The organism is Atlantibacter sp. RC6 (genome assembly GCF_014193285.1).
Taxonomy (GTDB): domain Bacteria; phylum Pseudomonadota; class Gammaproteobacteria; order Enterobacterales; family Enterobacteriaceae; genus Atlantibacter.
The window spans coordinates 782,025-802,585 of sequence record NZ_JACHZE010000001.1 but is presented as its reverse complement, the minus strand read 5'-3'; the positions used below and the strand labels follow the sequence as shown (position 1 = coordinate 802,585).

Annotated in this window: 19 protein-coding genes; 12 read left to right on the top strand and 7 right to left on the bottom strand. The window is 55.5% G+C overall.

Going from position 1 to position 20,561, the window contains the following annotated elements; genetic code table 11:
• Positions 1-35: 35 nt before the first annotated feature.
• Positions 36-1,082: a YeiH family protein gene (locus FHW74_RS03875; protein WP_183169229.1), complete on the bottom strand. Its 1,047-nt coding sequence runs from the start codon at positions 1,080-1,082 to the stop codon at positions 36-38.
• Between the two features lie 122 nt (positions 1,083-1,204).
• Between FHW74_RS03875 and yieE the strand changes: the two genes are divergently transcribed.
• The 5 genes from yieE (at position 1,205) to FHW74_RS03850 (ending at position 6,660) form a co-directional block, all read left to right on the top strand.
• Positions 1,205-2,071, top strand: a complete 867-nt coding sequence (yieE, locus tag FHW74_RS03870) for a DNA-binding transcriptional regulator YeiE (protein ID WP_183169228.1) — start codon at positions 1,205-1,207, stop codon at positions 2,069-2,071.
• A 155-nt stretch (positions 2,072-2,226) separates the two neighbouring features.
• Positions 2,227-3,696, top strand: a complete 1,470-nt coding sequence (gene lysP / locus FHW74_RS03865) for a lysine-specific permease (protein WP_183169227.1) — start codon at positions 2,227-2,229, stop codon at positions 3,694-3,696.
• Between the two features lie 226 nt (positions 3,697-3,922).
• Positions 3,923-5,887, top strand: a complete 1,965-nt coding sequence (cirA, locus tag FHW74_RS03860; protein WP_183169226.1) for a catecholate siderophore receptor CirA — start codon at positions 3,923-3,925, stop codon at positions 5,885-5,887.
• 168 nt (positions 5,888-6,055) lie between these two features.
• A complete protein-coding gene (locus FHW74_RS03855; protein WP_183169225.1) occupies positions 6,056-6,358 on the top strand; it encodes a DUF1902 domain-containing protein in 303 nt (100 codons plus the stop codon).
• Between the two features lie 11 nt (positions 6,359-6,369).
• Positions 6,370-6,660 (top strand): type II toxin-antitoxin system HicA family toxin, encoded by a 291-nt coding sequence (locus tag FHW74_RS03850; protein ID WP_183169224.1) that lies wholly within the window; start codon positions 6,370-6,372, stop codon positions 6,658-6,660.
• Between the two features lie 34 nt (positions 6,661-6,694).
• On the opposite strand, the gene fghA is transcribed toward FHW74_RS03850, so the two are convergent.
• Complete coding sequence (gene fghA, locus FHW74_RS03845) at positions 6,695-7,537, bottom strand: S-formylglutathione hydrolase (RefSeq protein WP_183169223.1); 843 nt, start codon at positions 7,535-7,537, stop codon at positions 6,695-6,697.
• Between the two features lie 150 nt (positions 7,538-7,687).
• On the opposite strand from fghA, the gene FHW74_RS03840 reads away from it, so the two are divergent.
• From FHW74_RS03840 to mglC, 7 genes are all read left to right on the top strand, one after another.
• Positions 7,688-8,836 carry a YbfB/YjiJ family MFS transporter gene (locus FHW74_RS03840; RefSeq protein ID WP_183169222.1) on the top strand — a complete coding sequence of 383 codons (1,149 nt, stop codon included), beginning with the start codon at positions 7,688-7,690 and terminating at the stop codon, positions 8,834-8,836.
• Positions 8,837-8,939: 103 nt separating this feature from the next.
• Entirely contained in the window at positions 8,940-9,608 is a 669-nt protein-coding gene (gene folE, locus FHW74_RS03835) for a GTP cyclohydrolase I FolE (protein WP_125291632.1), read from the top strand.
• A gap of 15 nt (positions 9,609-9,623) precedes the next feature.
• Positions 9,624-10,781 (top strand): DUF418 domain-containing protein YeiB, encoded by a 1,158-nt coding sequence (yeiB, locus tag FHW74_RS03830; RefSeq protein ID WP_183169221.1) that lies wholly within the window; start codon positions 9,624-9,626, stop codon positions 10,779-10,781.
• Between the two features lie 153 nt (positions 10,782-10,934).
• Positions 10,935-11,960: an HTH-type transcriptional regulator GalS gene (galS, locus tag FHW74_RS03825; protein ID WP_183169220.1), complete on the top strand. Its 1,026-nt coding sequence runs from the start codon at positions 10,935-10,937 to the stop codon at positions 11,958-11,960.
• 272 nt (positions 11,961-12,232) lie between these two features.
• Positions 12,233-13,228 carry a galactose/glucose ABC transporter substrate-binding protein MglB gene (gene mglB / locus FHW74_RS03820; RefSeq protein WP_183169219.1) on the top strand — a complete coding sequence of 332 codons (996 nt, stop codon included), beginning with the start codon at positions 12,233-12,235 and terminating at the stop codon, positions 13,226-13,228.
• 206 nt (positions 13,229-13,434) lie between these two features.
• Entirely contained in the window at positions 13,435-14,955 is a 1,521-nt protein-coding gene (gene mglA / locus FHW74_RS03815; RefSeq protein WP_183169218.1) for a galactose/methyl galactoside ABC transporter ATP-binding protein MglA, read from the top strand.
• A 15-nt stretch (positions 14,956-14,970) separates the two neighbouring features.
• Positions 14,971-15,981 (top strand): galactose/methyl galactoside ABC transporter permease MglC, encoded by a 1,011-nt coding sequence (mglC, locus tag FHW74_RS03810; protein WP_161660403.1) that lies wholly within the window; start codon positions 14,971-14,973, stop codon positions 15,979-15,981.
• 45 nt (positions 15,982-16,026) lie between these two features.
• Here the strand turns inward: mglC and FHW74_RS03805 are convergent, their stop codons facing one another.
• The 5 genes from FHW74_RS03805 to FHW74_RS03785 form a co-directional block, all read right to left on the bottom strand.
• Positions 16,027-17,142 (bottom strand): AI-2E family transporter, encoded by a 1,116-nt coding sequence (locus FHW74_RS03805; protein ID WP_183169217.1) that lies wholly within the window; start codon positions 17,140-17,142, stop codon positions 16,027-16,029.
• Positions 17,143-17,282: 140 nt separating this feature from the next.
• Positions 17,283-17,996, bottom strand: coding sequence for an outer membrane permeability protein SanA (gene sanA / locus FHW74_RS03800; protein WP_183169216.1), 714 nt, complete (start codon positions 17,994-17,996; stop codon positions 17,283-17,285).
• A gap of 118 nt (positions 17,997-18,114) precedes the next feature.
• Positions 18,115-18,999 (bottom strand): cytidine deaminase, encoded by an 885-nt coding sequence (gene cdd / locus FHW74_RS03795; RefSeq protein ID WP_183169215.1) that lies wholly within the window; start codon positions 18,997-18,999, stop codon positions 18,115-18,117.
• Between the two features lie 131 nt (positions 19,000-19,130).
• On the bottom strand, positions 19,131-19,826 hold the full coding sequence (locus FHW74_RS03790) for a CidB/LrgB family autolysis modulator (RefSeq protein ID WP_183169214.1): 696 nt from the start codon (positions 19,824-19,826) through the stop codon (positions 19,131-19,133).
• Entirely contained in the window at positions 19,823-20,221 is a 399-nt protein-coding gene (locus tag FHW74_RS03785) for a CidA/LrgA family protein (RefSeq protein WP_125291642.1), read from the bottom strand. The genes FHW74_RS03790 and FHW74_RS03785 overlap by 4 nt, the downstream gene beginning before the upstream one ends.
• Between the last annotated feature and the right edge of the window lie 340 nt (positions 20,222-20,561).

Sequence of the window (20,561 nt, the reverse complement as noted above, 5' to 3'; positions counted from 1 at the left end):
TTTTATCACAGCCGCTGCGGTGTGGAAAGCGCCGGTTACAGCAGATGGTGCACCGCCAGATTAATCGCGCCGCCGCCGATAATCAGCCAGCCGAACAGCATCAGCGCCATCACCAGCGGTTTGGCTCCGGCCTTTTTCAGGGCGCTGACATGGGTGGTAAGCCCGAGCGCCGCCATCGCCATCGCCAGCAGTACCGTATCCAGGGTAATCAACGCCTGTACCAGCGCATCCGGCAACAGGTGGAAGGAGTTAAAAATCGCCACCAGGATAAACAGCACCGCAAACCACGGAATAGTGATTTTGCCGGTTTTGGCGCTACCCGCCGGGGCCAGCTGTTTGACGCGCGCCGCCAGGAAGATCAAAAACGGCGCCAGCATCATCACGCGCAACATTTTGGCGATGACCGCGCTGTTTTCCGCGTCCGGGCTGATGGCGTGACCGGCCGCCACCACCTGGGCCACTTCATGCATCGTCGAGCCGATAAAAATCCCGTAGTTTTCCGGGCTGAACCAGTGTGCCAGCAGCGGGTACATCAGTGGATAGATAAAAATCGCCAGGGTGCCGAATATCACCACTGTTGCCACCGCCACCGTGACTTTGCTGGGCTCGGCTTTGATCACCGGCTCGGTCGCCAGGATTGCCGCCGCGCCGCAAATGCTGCTGCCCGCGCCGATAAGCCAACTGGTCTGGCGATCCAGCCCAAAGATTTTCTGGCCCAGGAAGCAGGCCAGCAAGAAGGTGCTGCTCAGGGTCAGAATATCTATCGCGATGCCGCTGACGCCCACTTCAGCAATTTGCGAAAATGTCAGGCGGAAGCCATAAAGAATAATGCCCAGGCGCAACAAATGCTGTTTGGCGAATAATACGCCGCCGTCGCACTGCTGCCAGATCTTCGGATACAGGGTGTTGCCGACCACCATACCCGCGAGAATTGCCAACGTCAGGGCGCTAAAACCTGCGCCTGCAACGGCGGGAATCGAGCCTGCCCACAGGGCGAAGCCGGTGAGGCCTGCGCACAGCGCCAGGCCGGGGATGAAATGCCATATTGTGTGGCGATGAGTCTGTAAGGTAATTTCTGCCATAACCTTCTCCTTTGTCCGGGAAAAGATTACGGCGCGGTAGCTTAAAAATAAAATTGATTATATATTTATAATCAATCTTTATAAGTGGTAAGCAGAGGCACTGCTGCCGAAAAGGAACCATTATGCATATCACATTGCGTCAGTTAGAAGTCTTTGCTGAAGTGCTGAAAAGCGGTTCAACAACCCAGGCCTCGCAAATGCTGGCGTTATCGCAATCCGCCGTCAGCGCGGCGCTCACCGATCTGGAAGGCCAGCTCGGCGTACAGTTTTTTGACCGCGTCGGTAAGCGGCTGGTGGTCAATGAGCATGGCCGGCTGCTCTATCCGCGGGTGGTGGCGCTGCTGGAACAGGCAGGGGAGATCGAACAGCTGTTCCGCAATGACAACGGCGCAATCCGGGTTTACGCCAGTAGCACCATCGGCAACTACATTCTGCCGGAGATCATCGCCCGTTATCGCCGCGATTTCCCCGATCTGCCGCTGGAGCTGAGCGTGGGGAATACCCAGGACGTGGTGAACGCGATTATCGATTTTCGCGCCGACGTCGGGTTTATCGAAGGGCCGTGCCATATGGCGGAAATCGTCACCGAGCCCTGGCTGGATGACGAACTGGTGGTCTTTGCCGCGCCGGATAATGCGCTGGTCAACGGCCCGGTAACCCTGGAAAACCTGGCGGCCGCGCCCTGGATCCTGCGTGAGCGCGGTTCCGGCACCCGGGAAATCGTCGACTATTTATTGCTGTCCCATCTGCCGCGTTTCCACCTTGAGATGGAGCTGGGCAATTCCGAAGCCATTAAACACGCGGTACGCCACGGTCTGGGCATTAGCTGCCTGTCGCGCCGGGTGATTGCCGAACAGTTGGCGGCAGGGACGCTGGTGGAACTGGAACTGCCGCTCTCCCGCCCGGTGCGCACGCTGTACCGCATCCATCACCGGCAAAAGCACCTGTCCCGGGCGTTGCAGCGCTTTATTGGCTATTGCGGGCCGTAGCGCCGAACAGCCGTCTTGCCGATCCCTGCCTGACGGCTTTACTTATAATCCTCCCCGGATCATGAAGGTCTCTTATAACCGCGATTTTCTGCCACGATAACCGGAAACGCTCTGCTACAATCGCGCCTCATTTTATGGATGGGCATTATTTTTATATGGTTAGCGAAACGAAAACCACACAAGCGCCTGGCTTACGCCGTGAATTAAAGGCGAGACATCTGACCATGATCGCCATTGGCGGCTCAATCGGCACCGGGCTTTTTGTCGCCTCTGGCGCGACCATTTCCCAGGCGGGCCCCGGCGGCGCGCTGCTTTCTTATATTCTGATCGGCCTGATGGTCTATTTCCTGATGACCAGCCTCGGCGAACTGGCCGCCTATATGCCGGTTTCCGGTTCCTTTGCGACTTATGGCCAGAAGTACGTGGAAGAGGGCTTCGGCTTCGCGCTGGGCTGGAACTACTGGTACAACTGGGCGGTGACCATCGCCGTTGACCTGGTGGCCGCCCAGCTGGTGATGACGTACTGGTTCCCGGATACTCCCGGCTGGATCTGGAGCGCCCTGTTCCTCGCCATCATGTTCCTGATTAATTATATTTCGGTGCGCGGTTTCGGTGAAACCGAATACTGGTTCTCGCTGATCAAAGTGACCACCGTGATTGTGTTTATCATCGTCGGCATCCTGATGATCCTCGGCATCTTCCAGGGCGCGCAACCGGCGGGCTGGAGCAACTGGACCGTAGGTGAAGCGCCGTTCGCGGGCGGATTTGCCGCGATGATCGGCGTGGCGATGATCGTCGGTTTCTCCTTCCAGGGCACCGAGCTTATCGGCATTGCAGCGGGCGAATCTGAGAACCCGGAGAAAAACATTCCGCGCGCGGTGCGTCAGGTGTTCTGGCGTATTCTGCTGTTCTATGTGTTTGCAATCCTTATCATCAGCCTGATTATTCCGTACACCGATCCGAGCCTGTTGCGTAACGATGTCAAAGACATCAGCGTCAGCCCGTTCACTCTGGTGTTTGAACACGCGGGCCTGCTCTCTGCGGCGGCAATTATGAACGCGGTGATCCTGACGGCGGTGTTGTCGGCGGGCAACTCCGGCATGTACGCCTCAACCCGTATGCTGTACACCCTGGCCTGCGACGGCAAAGCGCCGCGTATTTTCGCGAAGCTGTCCCGTGGCGGCGTACCGCGTAACGCGCTGTATGCCACCACCGTGATTGCCGGCCTGTGTTTCCTGACCTCAATGTTCGGCAACCAGACCGTGTACCTGTGGCTGCTGAATACCTCCGGGATGACCGGCTTTATCGCCTGGCTGGGTATCGCCATTAGCCACTATCGCTTCCGTCGCGGTTACGTGATGCAGGGGCACGATATCAACGATCTGCCGTACCGCTCCGGGTTCTTCCCGCTGGGGCCGATCTTCGCCTTCGTGCTGTGTCTGATCATTACCCTCGGCCAGAACTATGAAGCCTTCCTGTCAGACACCATCGACTGGGGCGGCGTAGCGGCGACCTATATCGGGATCCCGCTGTTCCTGGTTATCTGGTTCGGCTACAAGCTGGTGAAGGGCTCGCACTTCGTGAAGTACAGCGAGATGGAATTCCCGGATCGCTTTAAAAAATAATCCCTTAAAGGCGCGGCTCCCGCGCCTTTTTCTTTTTCTCCCGTCTAACCTGCTTACCCTTTCTCCATAATTTTTCCATTTAACAACAAATTTTAACAATTTAATTGATAAGCATTCTCGTTTGATTTATGGTTAGCCGCGTAAAAAGCTACCCGCCTCGATGCGGGGGCGCAGCGGTGTGAGCGATGAGATGAATTTGTTGTATTTCACCTCATGGAGATAAGGAATGTTTAGGTTGAATCCTTTGGTCAGGGGCGGACTGTGCGCATCCGCGTTGACTCTGGCCTTGCCCGTTATGGCGGCTGACAATCCGGAAGACACGATGGTTGTGACCGCATCGTCTACCGAACAAAACCTCAAAGATGCGCCTGCCAGTATTAGCGTGATCACCCAACAAGATTTGCAGCGTAAACCGGTTCAGAACCTCAAAGAGGTGCTGAAAGAAGTGCCGGGCGTACAGTTGACCAATGAAGGCGATAACCGCCAGGGCGTCAGCATTCGCGGCCTGAGCAGCAGCTATACGCTGATCCTGGTTGACGGCAAGCGGGTGAACTCGCGTAACGCGGTGTTCCGTCATAACGATTTCGACCTGAACTGGATCCCGGTAGACGCCATTGAGCGTATCGAAGTGGTGCGCGGCCCGATGTCCTCGCTGTACGGTTCCGATGCGCTGGGCGGCGTGGTAAATATCATTACCCGTAAAGTCGGCAAAAGCTGGCATGGCTCCGTCACCGTAGACACCACTATCCAGGAGCACCGCGATCGCGGCGACACTTACAACGGCCAGTTCTTCACCAGCGGCCCGCTGATTGACGACGTGCTGGGCGTGAAAGTGTATGGCAGCCTGTCGAAGCGTGAAAAAGACGACCAGCAACCCACCAGCACGGGCGAAACGCCGCGTATTGAAGGCTTCACCAGCCGCGACGCCAATGTGGAGTTTAACTGGACGCCGAACGAGAATCATGACATCGACTTCTCTTATGGCCGCGACCGCCAGGATCGTGACTCCGATTCCCTCGCCAAAGACCGTCTCGAGCGCGAAACTTACGCCATCGGCCACAACGGACGCTGGGATTTGGGCAACAGCGAGCTGCGCTTCTACGGCGAAAAACTCGATAACAAAGATCCTGCCAGCACCGGCACCATTACCTCTGAAAGCAACACGCTGGACGGTAAATACGTGCTGCCGATTGGCGCGATCAACCAGCTGGTGACCTTCGGCGGCGAATACCGCCATGACAAACTGAAAGATCCGGTCAACCTGACGGGCGGCAACAGCAGCGAAACCTCTGCCAATCAGTACGCGCTGTTCCTGGAAGACGAATGGCGGATTATCGACCCGCTGGCGCTGACCGCCGGTCTGCGTATGGACGATCACGAAACCTACGGCGACCACTGGAGCCCGCGCGCCTATCTGGTGTACAACGCCACCGACACCCTGACAGTGAAGGGCGGCTGGTCTACCGCGTTTAAAGCGCCTTCGCTGCTGCAACTGAGCCCGGACTGGACCACCGGCTCCTGCCGCGGCGCGTGCGAAATCGTCGGCAGCCCGGATCTGAAGCCGGAAACCAGCGAAAGCTATGAGCTCGGCCTGTACTACGCCGGGGAAGAAGGGTGGCTGGAAGGCGTAACCGCCAGCGTTACCACTTTCCAGAACGATATTGACGACATGATCAATATCGACCGCACCCAAAGCCGTACGCTGGCGCCGAGCTACAGCAACTTTGTGGGGTTCAATAGCGACGGCGAACCGATTTTCCGCTATTACAACGTCAACAAAGCGCGGATCCGCGGCGTGGAAACCGAGCTGAAAGTGCCGTTCAACGACCAGTGGAAACTGACCCTGAACTATACCTATAACGACGGGCGCGATCTGAGCGGCGGTGGCAATAAGCCGCTGTCATCGCTGCCGTTCCATACCGCCAACGGCACCCTGGACTGGACGCCGCTGGAAGACTGGTCGTTCTATGTATCGGGTAACTATACCGGCGAGCAACGCGCCACCACGACAGCCACCACCGCCACCGGCGGCTACGTGATCTGGAACGCGGGCGCGGCCTGGCAGGCCACCAGGAACGTTAAGCTGCGTACCGGCGTGCTGAATCTCGGCGATAAAGATCTCAGCCGCGAAGATTACAGCTATAACGAAGATGGTCGTCGTTACTTTGTGGCGATGGATTACCGCTTCTGACAGGGTAGTGAGCAGAGAGAAGGGTATCCGCGGGATACCCTTTTTAATTTACGCCTCGGCGACGTTTGCGAGCTTTCCCGAAAAAAACAGATCCCGTGATTTATCTTTATTAAGGATGTCGTAGAGTTCGGTTAACCGGAGGAGACACGCTTGGTTAAAGGAGGAATCATGAAGAAAACGCTTCGCTGCATGGCATATCAGGAAGGTGGGGTTTTTGTTGCCGCTTGTCTGGATCTGTCGTTAGCGGCACAGGGCGACACGATGCAGGATGCGATGGCTAAGCTGGAAGAACAAATCAAAGATTACCTGTCCGAGGCGTATGCTGAGCCTGCTTTTACAGAACACCTGCTTAAACGTAAGGCACCTGCCTCGATGTGGTTTAAATACCTGAAAATTGGGGTTAGAAACTTTTTTAGCGCCAATACGGGTCCCGGTAAATTGTTTCGCGAACCCTGTGAAACTGTCACATAGAGTCGCAAGCAATGGGGTTTTTCAGGAAGAAGCTCTCCCCATTAACTTATAAAGAGGTGATTTTCGGTCTGGGTTTAATGGGATTTGTGTTGAAACCCAAAACCGGTTCATCCCATGAGCAGTGGATCAGAAAAACGGATTCAAATAAATGGGTGGTTACTGTCGATAAGCATCACGCGCCTTTCTCGCGTGATCTGCTGAAATCTATGGCTCGCCAGGCGGGACTTGATGCCAGAAAATTTCATGCACTGTGTCGCGGGGAATGCACGCTGGATGATATCGACGTTGAATCAGCTAAATAAACCCGCCTGGCGGGTTTATTTATTATTACGCTGGTCACGCCTCGGCAAAAAGATGGTCAGCGTGAAAACGCAGATGATCCTCAATAAATGAGGCGATAAAGAAATAGCTGTGATCGTAGCCGGGCTGGATACGCAGGGTTAACGGCCAACCGGTCTGGCGCGCCACTTCCGCTAGCTGCGCTGGCTGGAGCTGATCCGCGAGGAACTGATCATTATCGCCCTGATCCACTAAGGTCGGGATCTGCTGTTCGGCGCTGGCCTGCGCCATCAGCGCGCAACTGTCCCACGCAGCCCACTGGCTTTGATCCTCACCCAGATAAGCGCTGAACGCTTTCTGGCCCCAGGGTACGCGCACCGGGTTCACAATGGGCGCAAACGCGGAAACCGAGGTAAAGCGACCTGGATTTTTCAGCGCCATAATTAGTGCCCCGTGGCCGCCCATAGAGTGCCCGCTGATAGCGCAACGGTCACTGACGTTGAAATGCGACTGAATCAGTGCCGGGAGTTCATCGCGCAGATAATCGTACATCCGGTAATGTGCCGCCCACGGCCCCTGGGTGGCGTTCAGGTAAAAGCCCGCGCCTTTGCCCAAATCGTAGCCGTCGGCATCTGCCACCTCGTCGCCGCGCGGGCTGGTGTCTGGCATCACCAGCACAATCCCCAGTTCCGCCGCGATGCGCTGGGCGTTGGCTTTGGTGGTGAAGTTTTCATCATTGCAGGTCAGGCCCGAGAGCCAGTACAGCACCGGCGGCGGATTGCTGGAAACCGGCGGCGGCAAAAACACGCTCAGGGTCATGGTGCAGTTGAGCACCTCTGAATGGTGACGCCAGCGCTGTTGCCAGCCTTCAAAACAGCGGTGTTCTTCAATCATCTCCATAATGGCTCCTTGAGGTAGAGAAAGAGTACGCAGGTTATTCAGTTATCAGAATACGCAGGTTGTTCATTTTGCGGTGAAAAAAATTCAGTTCAGCTTTATTGTACTATCCTGCATCATCAATATAACCGGATTGTAACAAATGGAGTGGTCGTGGCGCTGCGAATTGCGATAACGGGGTTTCTGGTTTTGGTTGTGGCGATGGGTATTGGCCGTTTTGCCTTTACGCCGCAGGTACCGTTAATGATAGCCGAAGGGCAGCTCACCCTGACCAGCGCGGCGCTGGTGGCGGCGATTAATTATCTTGGCTATCTGGCAGGAGCATGGGACGCGATGCGCGCGCACCGCCACGTGGAGTGCCGGTTGCATCTCGGTGTCTGGGGCGCGGTCGGGCTGACACTCCTCTCTGCGCTGGCACCGGAGGCCTGGAGCCATGCGATAATTCGTTTTGTGATTGGCTGTATGAGCGGCTGGGCGATGGTCCTGATCGCCGCATGGACGAACGAACAGTTGGCGAATTTTGGCAAACCGGGGTTAAGCGCGGCGGTCTTCGCCGGGCCGGGCGCAGGTATCGCCATCAGCGGGTTGCTGGCCGTCGCCATTCAGGCGGCTGATCTGCACGCCTGGCAGGGATGGCTGGTGTACGGCGTGCTGGCGCTGATCCTGATTGGCCTTATCGCGCCTAATTTACCGCGCAAAGGGCAACTGCACCGCCCGGAGAGCCAGCCGCAACCGCTGGCGCTCACACCTGGCCTGAAGCGCCTGGTCTGGAGCTACAGCCTTGCCGGTTTCGGTTACATCCTGCCCGCCACCTTTCTCTCGCAAATGGCGGCGGCGCGCTTTCCCGGCAGCTTTATGGCGCAGTTCGTCTGGCCGGTGTTCGGCCTCGCCGCAGTGTGCGGCATTGCGTTGAGCATCGCCCTGCGCCACGTGGGAACCAGCAATCAGCGGCTGGCGGTGGTGCTGTTTTTACAGGGCGTCGGGGTACTGGGCGCGGCGTTATTGCCTGCAATGGCGGGGCTGGTGGTTGGCGCGTTGCTGGTCGGCGGCGGTTTTTTATGCGCGGTACAACTGTCGCTGCTGTATGGACGGGAACTTGCGCCCCAGCATATGCGCTATATGGCTGGGCTATTAACCACGGGTTATGCCATCGGGCAACTGGGCGGGCCGATCACCTCGGCGCTCTCCACCCTTTTTACCGGCAGGCTGGAGCCGGCGCTGTGGATTGCCGGTGTGGCGCTGTTTATCGCCGCCGGGCTGGTCTGGAAGCGTGAGCGTGAAAGGCCAGACCAATTTCAATAATTATCCGGCTGAATACTGGATTATGTGCACCGGCTCACGCACAATGAATGCGCAATTTGCCCCTGGAGGGCAAAGGTACGCCACACCTGCAGGAGAAAAATAAATGTCATCACTCAGTAAAGAAGCCGCTCTGGTTCATGAGGCGCTGGTCGCCCGCGGTCTGGAGACGCCGTTGCGTCCGCCGTTGCGCGAACTGGATAACGAAACCCGCAAGCGCCTCATTTCCGAACATATGAGCGAAATCATGCAACTGCTCAATCTGGATCTGAGCGATGACAGTTTGATGGAAACGCCGCACCGCATCGCCAAAATGTATGTCGATGAGATTTTCTCCGGGCTGGATTACGCTAATTTCCCGAAAATCACCGTCATTGAAAATAAGATGAAGGTCGATGAAATGGTCACGGTGCGCGACATCACCCTGACCAGCACCTGCGAACACCACTTTGTGACCATCGACGGCAAAGCCACCGTGGCCTATATTCCCAAAGAGTCGGTGATTGGCCTGTCGAAAATTAACCGTATCGTGCAGTTCTTCGCTCAGCGCCCGCAGGTGCAGGAGCGTTTAACCCAGCAGATCCTGGTGGCCCTGCAAACCCTGCTTGGCACCAACAACGTAGCGGTGTCTATTGATGCGGTGCATTACTGCGTGAAAGCGCGCGGCATTCGCGACGCCACCAGCGCCACCACCACCACCTCGCTCGGCGGATTATTTAAATCCAGCCAGAATACGCGTCAGGAGTTTTTGCGCGCGGTGCGTCACCACAGCTAACAGAAGGCCGGATGCATGGAACGAAATGTCACGCTTGACGCGGTTCGTGGCGTTGCCATCCTGGGCATCCTGCTATTGAATATTATGGCTTTCGGCCTGCCGAAAGCCGCCTATCTGAATCCCGCCTGGTACGGCGATATCACCTCCCGCGACGCCTGGACCTGGGCGCTGCTCGACCTGTTTGCCCAGGTGAAGTTCCTGACCTTATTTGCGTTGCTATTTGGCGCAGGTCTGCAAATGCTGCTGGCGCGCGGCAAACGCTGGATCCAGTCACGCCTGACGCTGTTGGTTTTACTCGGCTTCTGCCACGGCCTGCTGTTGTGGGATGGCGACATTCTGCTGGCTTACGGGCTGGTGGGGCTGATTAGCTGGCGGCTAATCCGCGACGCCCCCAGCGTCAAGTCATTATTCAATACCGGCCTGATGCTGTTCCTGGTAGGGCTGGGGGTATTGATCGTGCTGGGCCTGATATCCGGTGACCAGCTTAACCGCGCCTGGATACCTGACGAGTCGGCCCTTCAGCTGGAGCAGTTCTGGCGCACTGAAGGGGGAATGACTGCGATTCGCTACCGGGCGGATTTGCTCTCTTCTACGCTGCTGGCCTTAGGCGCGCAGTACGGTTGGCAACTGGCGGGCTTGATGCTGATCGGCGCGGCGCTGATGCGCAGCGGCTGGCTGAAAGGGCAGTTTAGCCTGGGGCATTACCGGCGTACTGGCGTTATCCTGATCCTGACTGGCGTGGCGATTAACCTGCCGTCCATTCTCCTGCAATGGCAACTCAACTGGGCCTACCGCTGGTGCGGTTTTCTGTTACAGGCCCCGCGCGAACTGAGTGCGCCGTTTCAGGCGCTGGGCTATACCGCCCTGATCTACGGCTTCTGGCCGCAGCTTTCCCGCTGGCGCATCACTGGCGCAGTGGTCTGCGTTGGCCGGATGGCGCTCAGCAACTATCTGCTGCAAACCCTCATCTGCACTACGCTGTTCAACCGCTTCGGTCTGTTTATGAAATTTGACCGACTGCAACTGCTGGCCTTCGTCCCGGCGGTATGGGCCGTGAACCTGCTGTTCTCCATCTGGTGGCTGCGTTATTTCCGCCAGGGACCGGTGGAATGGCTGTGGCGGCAATTAACCGCACGGGCATCAGGGGTTAGCCTTTCCCGCACAGACAGATAACGATCCAGATCACAATCATTAACATTTTGTATGTAACCGTTTTCAGCGGTGTGATGCGCTTCACGCAGCATCCATTTACGCGCTGACACAATATCCTGAGCTTAACACAGGGGGTATTCGTGAGTTGCTGCCAAAATAAACAGGATGAGGGTTATGATCACCATTCGTGATGTCGCACGTCAGGCGGGCGTCTCCGTCGCCACCGTTTCCCGGGTCCTGAACAACAGCGCGCTGGTAAGCCCAGAGACGCGAGAGACAGTCCTGCAGGCCGTTAACCAACTGGGATATCGCCCCAACGCCAATGCCCAGGCGCTGGCGACTCAGGTCAGCGATACTATCGGCGTGGTGGTCATGGACGTCTCCGACCCCTTCTTCGGTGCGCTGGTGAAAGCGGTGGATACCGTGGCCCAGCAGCATCAAAAATATGTGCTGATCGGCAACAGTTACCATGAGGCGGAAAAAGAGCGCCACGCTATTGAGGTGCTGATTCGCCATCGTTGTAACGCATTGATTGTGCATGCGAAAGAGCTTTCTGACCACGAGCTGGCGCAGTTTATGGATCAAATCCCCGGCATGGTGCTGATTAACCGCATTGTCGCGGGTTATGAGCACCGCTGCGTCGGGCTGGACAACATCACCGGCGCGATGATGGCGACGCGGATGCTGCAAAGTAACGGTCATCAGCGTATCGGGTATCTGGCCTCAAGCCACGCCATTGAAGATAACGATCACCGCCGTGAGGGCTGGCAGCGCGCGCTGGCGGAGCAGGGGATTGTCGCCCCGGAAAGCTGGGTTGGCACCGGTTCGCCGGATATGCAGGGCGGCGAGGCGGCAATGGTCGAGCTGCTGGGCCGCAATCTCCAGCTAACGGCGGTATTCGCTTATAACGACGGGATGGCGGCGGGGGCGTTGACGGCCTTGAAAGATAACGGCATTGCGGTGCCGCAGCATTTGTCACTGATCGGTTTTGACGATATCCCCATGGCCCGTTACACCGACCCGCAGTTAACTACCGTGCGTTACCCGATTGTTTCCATGGCACGGCTGGCCACTGAGCTGGCGTTACAGGGGGCGCAGGGGCAGCTTGATAACACAGCAAATCACTGTTTTATGCCGACTTTAGTGCGCCGTCATTCGGTAACCGGGCGGCAAATTGTGGCTCCGATCACTAGTTTATAAATGAGAGTGATGTAACCGCTTTCAATCTGTGAGTAAATTCACAGTATCTTAACAAGCCGCTGACTATGATGTCAGCGGTTTAGGGGCTGAAACACTATGTAACGATAACCATAGACGACAAGCCCGAAAGCGCAAATAACACGCAGTACTGGAGCGTTACCTGTCACGGAAGAAATTTTTCATAAGTGAACTTAGGCAGTCAGTAACGTGAACTCCACGCTGTCCTGCCGTCCATTATTCACAAGAACTACCCTGCAAATACCGGAGATACCATGAATAAGAAGGTGTTGACCCTGTCCGCTGTGATGTCGTGCATGCTGTTTGGCGCTGCTGCTCAGGCAGCCGATCGTATCGGCGTGACCATCTATAAATATGACGATAACTTCATGTCTGTAGTACGTAAGGCGATTGAGAAGGAAGCTTCCGCCTCTCCGGATGTTCAACTGCTGATGAACGACTCGCAGAACGACCAGTCCAAACAGAACGACCAAATCGACGTGCTGCTGGCGAAAGGCGTGAAGTCTCTGGCTATCAACCTGGTTGACCCGGCTGCAGCGGGTACTGTGATTGAAAAAGCGCGCGGCCAAAACATTCCAATCGTGTTCTTCAACAAAGAACCGTCCCGTAAAGCGCTGGACAGCTATGACAAGGCTTTCTACGTCGGTACTGACTCTAAAGAGTCCGGTATCATCCAGGGCGACCTGATTGCTAAACACTGGGCGGCAAACCCGGCGTGGGATCTGAACAAAGACGGCCAGATCCAGTTCGTACTGCTGAAAGGCGAGCCGGGCCACCCGGATGCTGAAGCGCGTACCACTTACGTGATCAAAGAGCTGAACGACAAGGGCCTGAAAACCCAGCAGCTGCAGCTTGATACCGCGATGTGGGACACCGCAATGGCTAAAGACAAGATGGACGCCTGGCTGTCTGGTCCTAACGCCAACAAAATTGAAGTGGTTATCGCCAACAACGACGCCATGGCAATGGGCGCGGTTGAAGCGCTGAAAGCCCACAACAAATCTTCTATTCCGGTGTTCGGCGTTGACGCCCTGCCGGAAGCCCTGGCGCTGGTTAAATCCGGTGCCATGGCCGGTACTGTGCTGAACGACGCCAACAACCAGGCGAAAGCCACCTTTGATCTGGCGAAAAACCTGGCAGCAGGTAAAGGCGCCGCCGACGGTACCAACTGGAAAATTGAAAACAAAGTGGTTCGTGTTCCTTACGTCGGGGTTGATAAAGAAAACCTGGCTGAGTTCACCAACAAATAATAAGCCGTATTTAAAGGGCGCAAGCTGCGCCCTTTTTTAAACTCGTTACACGCCGACAACTAGACCCTAAATAATTCGCGTTGCAGGAAGGCGGCAAGAGAGTGAATCCCCGGGAGCTTACATCAGTAAGTGACTGGGGTGAACGAACGCAGCCAACGCATCTGCAACGTGAAGTATGACGGGTATAAACGCCACCAGGTATAACTATGGTCAGCACGAACACGCAATCCTCAGGCGAATACTTGTTAGAAATGAGCGGTATCGACAAGTCATTCCCGGGCGTTAAGGCACTGGATAATGTTAATTTGAAAGTACGCCCACATTCTATCCATGCATTAATGGGTGAAAACGGGGCGGGTAAATCGACATTATTAAAATGCCTTTTTGGGATCTATAAAAAAGATTCCGGCAGCATTCTTTTTCAGGGGAGAGAGATCGATTTCCAGTCAACCAAAGAAGCGCTGGAAAATGGCATCTCAATGGTTCACCAGGAATTAAACCTGGTATTACAACGTTCCGTGATGGACAACATGTGGTTGGGGCGCTACCCGACCAAAGGCGTGTTTGTCGATCAGGATAAAATGTACCGCGATACCAAAGCGATTTTCGATGAGCTGGATATTGATATCGATCCGCGCGCTCGCGTAGGGACGCTTTCTGTATCGCAGATGCAGATGATCGAAATCGCCAAAGCGTTTTCCTATGACGCTAAAATCGTGATTATGGATGAGCCCACTTCTTCCTTGACGGAAAAAGAGGTGAATCACCTGTTCAAAATTATTCGTAAACTGAAAGAGCGCGGCTGCGGCATCGTGTACATCTCCCATAAAATGGAAGAGATTTTTCAGTTGTGCGATGAAATTACCATTCTTCGTGATGGGCAGTGGATCGCCACCCAGCCGCTGGAAGGGCTGGATATGGACAAGATCATCGCCATGATGGTGGGTCGTTCCCTGAACCAGCGCTTCCCGGATAAAGAAAACGTGCCGGGCGAAGTGATCCTCGAAGTGAAAAACCTGACGTCTCTGCGTCAGCCGTCGATTCGCGATGTCAGCTTCGATCTGCACAAAGGCGAAATTTTAGGTATTGCCGGGCTGGTGGGCGCCAAGCGTACCGATATCGTGGAAACCTTATTCGGCATCCGCGAAAAATCCGCCGGGACCATTAAGCTGCACGGTAAGCAAATTAATAACCATAACGCTAATGAGGCAATAAACCATGGTTTCGCCCTGGTTACCGAGGAGCGACGCTCTACGGGTATTTATGCCTATCTGGATATCGGCTTTAACTCGCTTATTTCCAACATTCGCAAATACAAAAACAAAGTCGGGCTGCTGGATAATTCCCGCATGAAAAGTGATACCCAGTGGGTTATTGATGCCATGCGCGTAAAAACGCCGGGCCATCGCACCCAGATAGGTTCGCTTTCCGGTGGTAACCAGCAAAAGGTGATTATCGGGCGCTGGCTGTTAACCCAGCCGGAAATACTGATGCTTGATGAACCCACCCGCGGTATTGACGTCGGCGCGAAGTTTGAAATTTATCAGCTGATTGCTGAACTGGCGAAAAAAGGCAAAGGGATCATTATTATCTCCTCCGAAATGCCAGAGCTGTTAGGAATAACCGACCGTATCCTGGTGATGAGCAATGGTCTCGTTTCCGGAATTGTTGACACCAAAACGACGTCGCAGAATGAAATTTTGCGTCTTGCGTCTTTGCACCTTTAATATCAGGGGCTCCTCATGAGTGCGTTAAATAAGAAAAGTTTTCTCACTTATCTGAAAGAAGGCGGTATTTACGTCGTCCTTTTAGTTTTGCTGGCGATTATTATTTTCCAGGACCCGACATTCTTAAGCCTGTTGAACTTAAGTAACATCCTGACCCAATCTTCGGTGCGTATTATCATCGCGCTGGGCGTGGCGGGGCTTATCGTCACCCAGGGTACTGACCTGTCTGCCGGTCGCCAGGTGGGCCTGGCGGCGGTTGTGGCGGCCACCCTGTTGCAGTCGATGGAAAACGCCAACAAAGTCTTCCCGGAAATGGCCACCATGCCGATTTTCGTGGTGATCCTGATTGTGTGCGCTATCGGCGCGATCATCGGCCTGATTAACGGCATCGTTATCGCTTATCTGAACGTGACGCCGTTTATCACCACCCTGGGCACCATGATCATCGTGTACGGCATCAACTCCCTGTACTACGACTTCGTGGGCGCATCGCCGATTTCCGGTTTCGACAGCGGCTTCTCGACGTTCACCCAAGGCTTTATCGCGCTGGGCAGCTTCCGACTCTCGTACATCACCTTCTATGCGCTGATTGCGGTGGCCTTCGTCTGGATCCTGTGGAACAAAACCCGCTTCGGTAAAAACATCTTCGCAATCGGCGGCAACCCGGAAGCGGCGAAAGTCTCCGGCGTTAACGTGGCCCTGAACCTGCTGATGATTTATGCGCTGTCAGGCGTGTTCTACGCCTTCGGCGGGATGCTGGAAGCGGGCCGTATCGGTTCCGCCACTAACAACCTCGGCTTTATGTACGAACTGGATGCGATTGCCGCGTGCGTAGTGGGCGGCGTGTCCTTCAGCGGCGGCGTGGGTACGGTAATTGGCGTGGTAACCGGTGTGATCATCTTTACGGTTATCAACTACGGCCTGACCTACATCGGCGTGAACCCGTACTGGCAGTACATTATCAAAGGCGCAATCATCATCTTCGCGGTTGCCCTGGATTCCCTGAAATACGCCCGTAAGAAGTAATATTGACTTGTTTCGTCCAGCCCCCGTTATCGGGGGCTTTTTTTATTAGCGCTTCGGCTGTGTCACTTCCTGCTGCGCAGGGACCTTCGACTCGTCCCCGTTCAGACGCCGTTTCTCCTGGTCGGCCTGATAGAAATAGTTCCAGCAGGTGACAAACAGCGCCGCGACCATCGGGCCAATCACAAAGCCGTTGATGCCGTAAATGCTCAGCCCGCCCAGGGTGGTGATCAGGATCAGCCAGTCCGGCATGCGGATATCTTTACCCACCAGCAGCGGGCGCAAAATATTGTCCGACAGGCCTACCACCACCACAAACCACAGCGTAAGCAATAAGCCTTTGATAATCATCCCGGTGGCAAACAGGTAAATCGCCGCCGGGATCCATACCAGTGCCGTACCCACCGCCGGGATCAGCGACAGAAACGCCATCAGCGCGCCCCACAGTAAGCTCGCTTCAATGCCCGCGAAGTAAAACGCGATGCCGCCCAGCGCGCCCTGAACCACGGCCACCACCACGGTGCCTTTCACCGTGGCGCGCGCCACGGCGGCGAAGCGGGCGAACAGGCGATATTTCATGTTGTTTTCCAGCGGGATCGCTTTAAACGCCAGCTCTACCAGCCGTGCGCCGTCTTTCAGGAAGAAGAACAGCAGATACAGCATCACGCCGAAACCTACCGCCAGGCTGAAAGTGTTTTTACTGATCAGCAATACGCTGCCGGCGGCATACTGGCTGCCTTTCATGGCGACTTCGGACAGTTTGCTGCGGATGTCGGTGAGGTTATCGAGCTGATATTCCGCCAGCAGGCCGCGCGCCCAGTCCGGCAAATAGCCGAGATATTCGTAAAACAGCCGCGCGATATTGGCGTTATCGGTTTGCAGGTTCTGGTAGACGGTATTAAATTCCCGCGCCAGCGAAGAGGCGATAATCGCCAGCGGCGTGAAAACGATTAAGCAGATCACCAGCAGCGTCAGCAGTGCCGCCAGACCGTTGCGGCCACCCGTGGCGCGGCTCAGCCAGATCTTGGTTTTATAAAAAATAACGGCGAGGATGGCGGCCCACAGTAGTGAAGAGAACCAGGGCCGTAAGATGCTCCACAGTGCCAGCGTGACCAGTGCCAGAATCAGCACGAAAAGGATTTTCGATGTTTTTCCCATAAGCATAGTTATTCCCTTTTGACGGCGTGAGAGACACGCGTTGCGCATAAGTCAGTGTAGACGCTGTATAAACGAGGACAGTTTCCGCGAACGCCGGAAATGAAGAATTCAGAGTGGAGGAAGAGAATGCGGCCAACAAAATGCGGTTATTTCGCTTTTTGCAGTTCGAGCAGCTGCTCTGCCGTTACCGCCGGGTAGCCCTGGGCATCGTCCGGTACATCATGCAGTGCCGGGATCGGCACCAGCGGCCCTAAAAAGCGCGGTTCGCGTTTGAAAATATACAGATCGGCAAGCGCGCCCAGCCGCGCACCGAACTCACGGACCCGTACCGTCAGCATATCTTTCGGCGAAGGCACCGCGTAACACTGCGCCTGAATCCCCATATGCAGGGCGATAAACAGCGCGCGCTCACAGTGGAAACGCTGGGTGATAATAATAAAGTCGTTGGTATCAAACACCTTGCGGGTGCGAACGATGGAATCCAGCGTGCGGAACCCGGCATAATCCAGCACGATGTCCGCCGGATCGACGCCAGCGGCGATCAAATCCTTACGCATGGTCATCGGCTCGTTATAGCTTTGCAGCGCATTATCGCCGCTCAGCAGCAGATAATTTACTTTGCCGCTGTTGTAAGCGTTAATCGCGCCCTGAATGCGGTAACGGTAATACTGGTTGATCACGCCAGTGCGGTAATACTTGGCGGTGCCCAGCACTACGCCCACCTGGCGGTAGGGCAGGTCCTGCAATTCGTCATAGACGTAGGGGGAGGTTTTCCAGCTTATCCAGCGATCGAGAAGCAACGCCGCTAGCAGCAGTAAGCCGATAAACAAAACCAGGCTGTACAACAGGCGCTTCAACATTCAGGTGGCTCAGAACAGGAAAATTGCCATCAAGGCTACTTTACCCGCCAGGCGAGCGCAACCGCTCACCGTGCGGGTGGAGTAAAATTAAGCATTCCGCACGGTGCAGTTCAACGTGTCAGGCCAGCAACACCCGATCGACGTTCTGGCAACCCAGGCCATTCAGGGTAGCAACCGTCGGCGCCCACTGGCTGATATTGCCATTTGGCAATTCAGCAAGGATGGCACGCTGGATATCCGCAAAGCCATAACCCTTGAGGATCACCAGATTCAACGCGGCCTGCAACGGCGGCAGAGACGGGTTGAACGCGGCGTTTTCGGCGTAGCTGCCGGTCAGGATCGTGCCATCGCGCAGTTCCATCGCCAGGCCGCACGGTGACTGGGTGTAAGGGGCGTGGCTGCGGTTGGCCGCTTTAATCGCCTGCTGGCTCAGCGCATCGCCTTGCAGTGCGAAACCGTGGTCTTCGGCATCGAAAATGGTGGTTTTAATATCCAGATCGCGTGGGCCAAAGGCATCAGGCAGATAGTCCTTCAGCCTGGCGGCGGCGCGGCCGGGTAAATGGATATGCAAATCGAGGCCGCTGTTGAGTTCGTTCATAAACTGGCGGCAGTGCCCGCACGGCGTGTAGTTCACGGTAATCGCCCGCAGGCCCGTTTCACCGCTCATCCACGCATGGGTAATGGCGCTTTGTTCGGCGTGAATAGTTTGTTGCAGCGCGATGCCAGGGTATTCCATGTTGGCGCCGAACCATAAATTGCCGCTGATGCCGCGCGCGATAGCGCCGACGTTAAAATGGGAGATAGGGGTTTGCGCATACGCCGCCGCGAGCGGCAGCAATGCGAACGCCAGCTCGTCTTCGGTAAGCCCGCACTGGCGTTGGATCTGTTGCGATTGCCCGGCAGTCAGCATCGCCGGAAAATGGTCGTCTTCCAGCAGGGGAGCAAGCGCGGTTTGCAGAGGCTGTGAAAGCCCGGCAAAGGCAGTATGAAATCGTGAATGCATGGCAAAGCCTCTTGATATTGATAACTGGATCGGTAGTTTACGGAGCCAGTGAGGCTTGATATGTGACGTATATCTCGTTATTTATGCAACGGATACTCTTTCATACAAATTTGCGCGACATCTCGCAAATTTTACGCCCAGAAAGCCAGAATCAACGGGAATAAAAAGGGCGCGATCAGCGAGGTGATAATCCCGCAAATTACCAGCGCCAGCGAACTGAACGCCCCTTCCTGATAGTCCAGCTCCGCGCAGCGGGCAGTGCCGAGGGCGTGAGACGCGGTGCCCATCGCCAGGCCGCGTGCTGATTTGGTATGGATACGCATCATATTCAGCAGGCTGTGACCAAATACCGCGCCCAGGATGCCGACAAAAATCACGCATACCGCGCTGATCGCCGGAATACCCCCAAGGCTGCCGCCCACCGCCATGGCAATCGGCGTGGTCACGGATTTCGGTAATATCGATGCGGCGATTTCTGGCGACGCGCCCAGCAACAGCGCCACAGACGTGCCGGTTAACATCGCCACCATGCTGCCGATAAAGCAAATGGTAATAATCGATTTCCAGCGGGCGCGGATCTGATGGAGTTGTTCATACAGCGGAAACGCCAGCGCCACCACGGCAGGTTGCAGCAGGTCATTCAGGATTTTGCTGCCCTGGAAATAGTGCTCGTAAGGCGTATGGGTAAACACCAGCAGCGGAATTATCACCACCATCGACACCAGCAGCGGGTTTAACAGCGGGGTTTTTAACTTCGCCGCCAGTTTACGGGCCGCGAAAAAGACCACCAAAGTTAACGGCAGCGACCACCAGATATGCTCAATCATTGTTTAGGCTCCTGCTGCCCAATCACTTTGCGCTGGCCGTGAACCAGATGAGAACTCCAGCTAACCACCAGAAACACCACCAGGGTGCTGATAAAACATGACACCACCACCGGGCCGAACTGCGCTTTCAGCACGTCGACATATTGCATTACCCCAATCCCTACCGGCACAAACAGCAGCGCCATATAGCGAATCAGCACGTTACAACCGGGTTTGACCCACTTCGCCGGCAGGATTTGCAGCGACAGCAGGATAAACATAATCAGCATACCGATAATGCTGCCGGGAATGGTGATGGGCAGGAGCGCCGCCAGGGCGATACCCGCATACAGACAGGCATAAATCAGGATAAACGCGCGGACAAAGTGCCAGAGGGTGGTCAGCATAGTGCTCATATCAATAGCCTTGTTGGAATGCATTCATCATACAATTAATGAAAATTGTGTGCTACAGATCACATCATGATTTTATGGCATCAAAAGTATGCCTGCCGTGCACAGTGGCAAGGCCTTGTCAGGTATCTCCCCGTCATTCTTCAGGTTGCAGATGCGTTGGCTTTACTCGCTCACCCCAGTCACTTACTGATGTAAGCTCCTGGGGATTCGCTGCGTCGCCGCCTTTCTGCAACCTGAATTATTTAGGGGATAAAAGAGGGAGGCGCAGGTGCGACATTTTATGTTTTTTGCCAGCATACCCGGCGCGGCGGGCAGGCTCAATGGCATCACGTAAAATGCG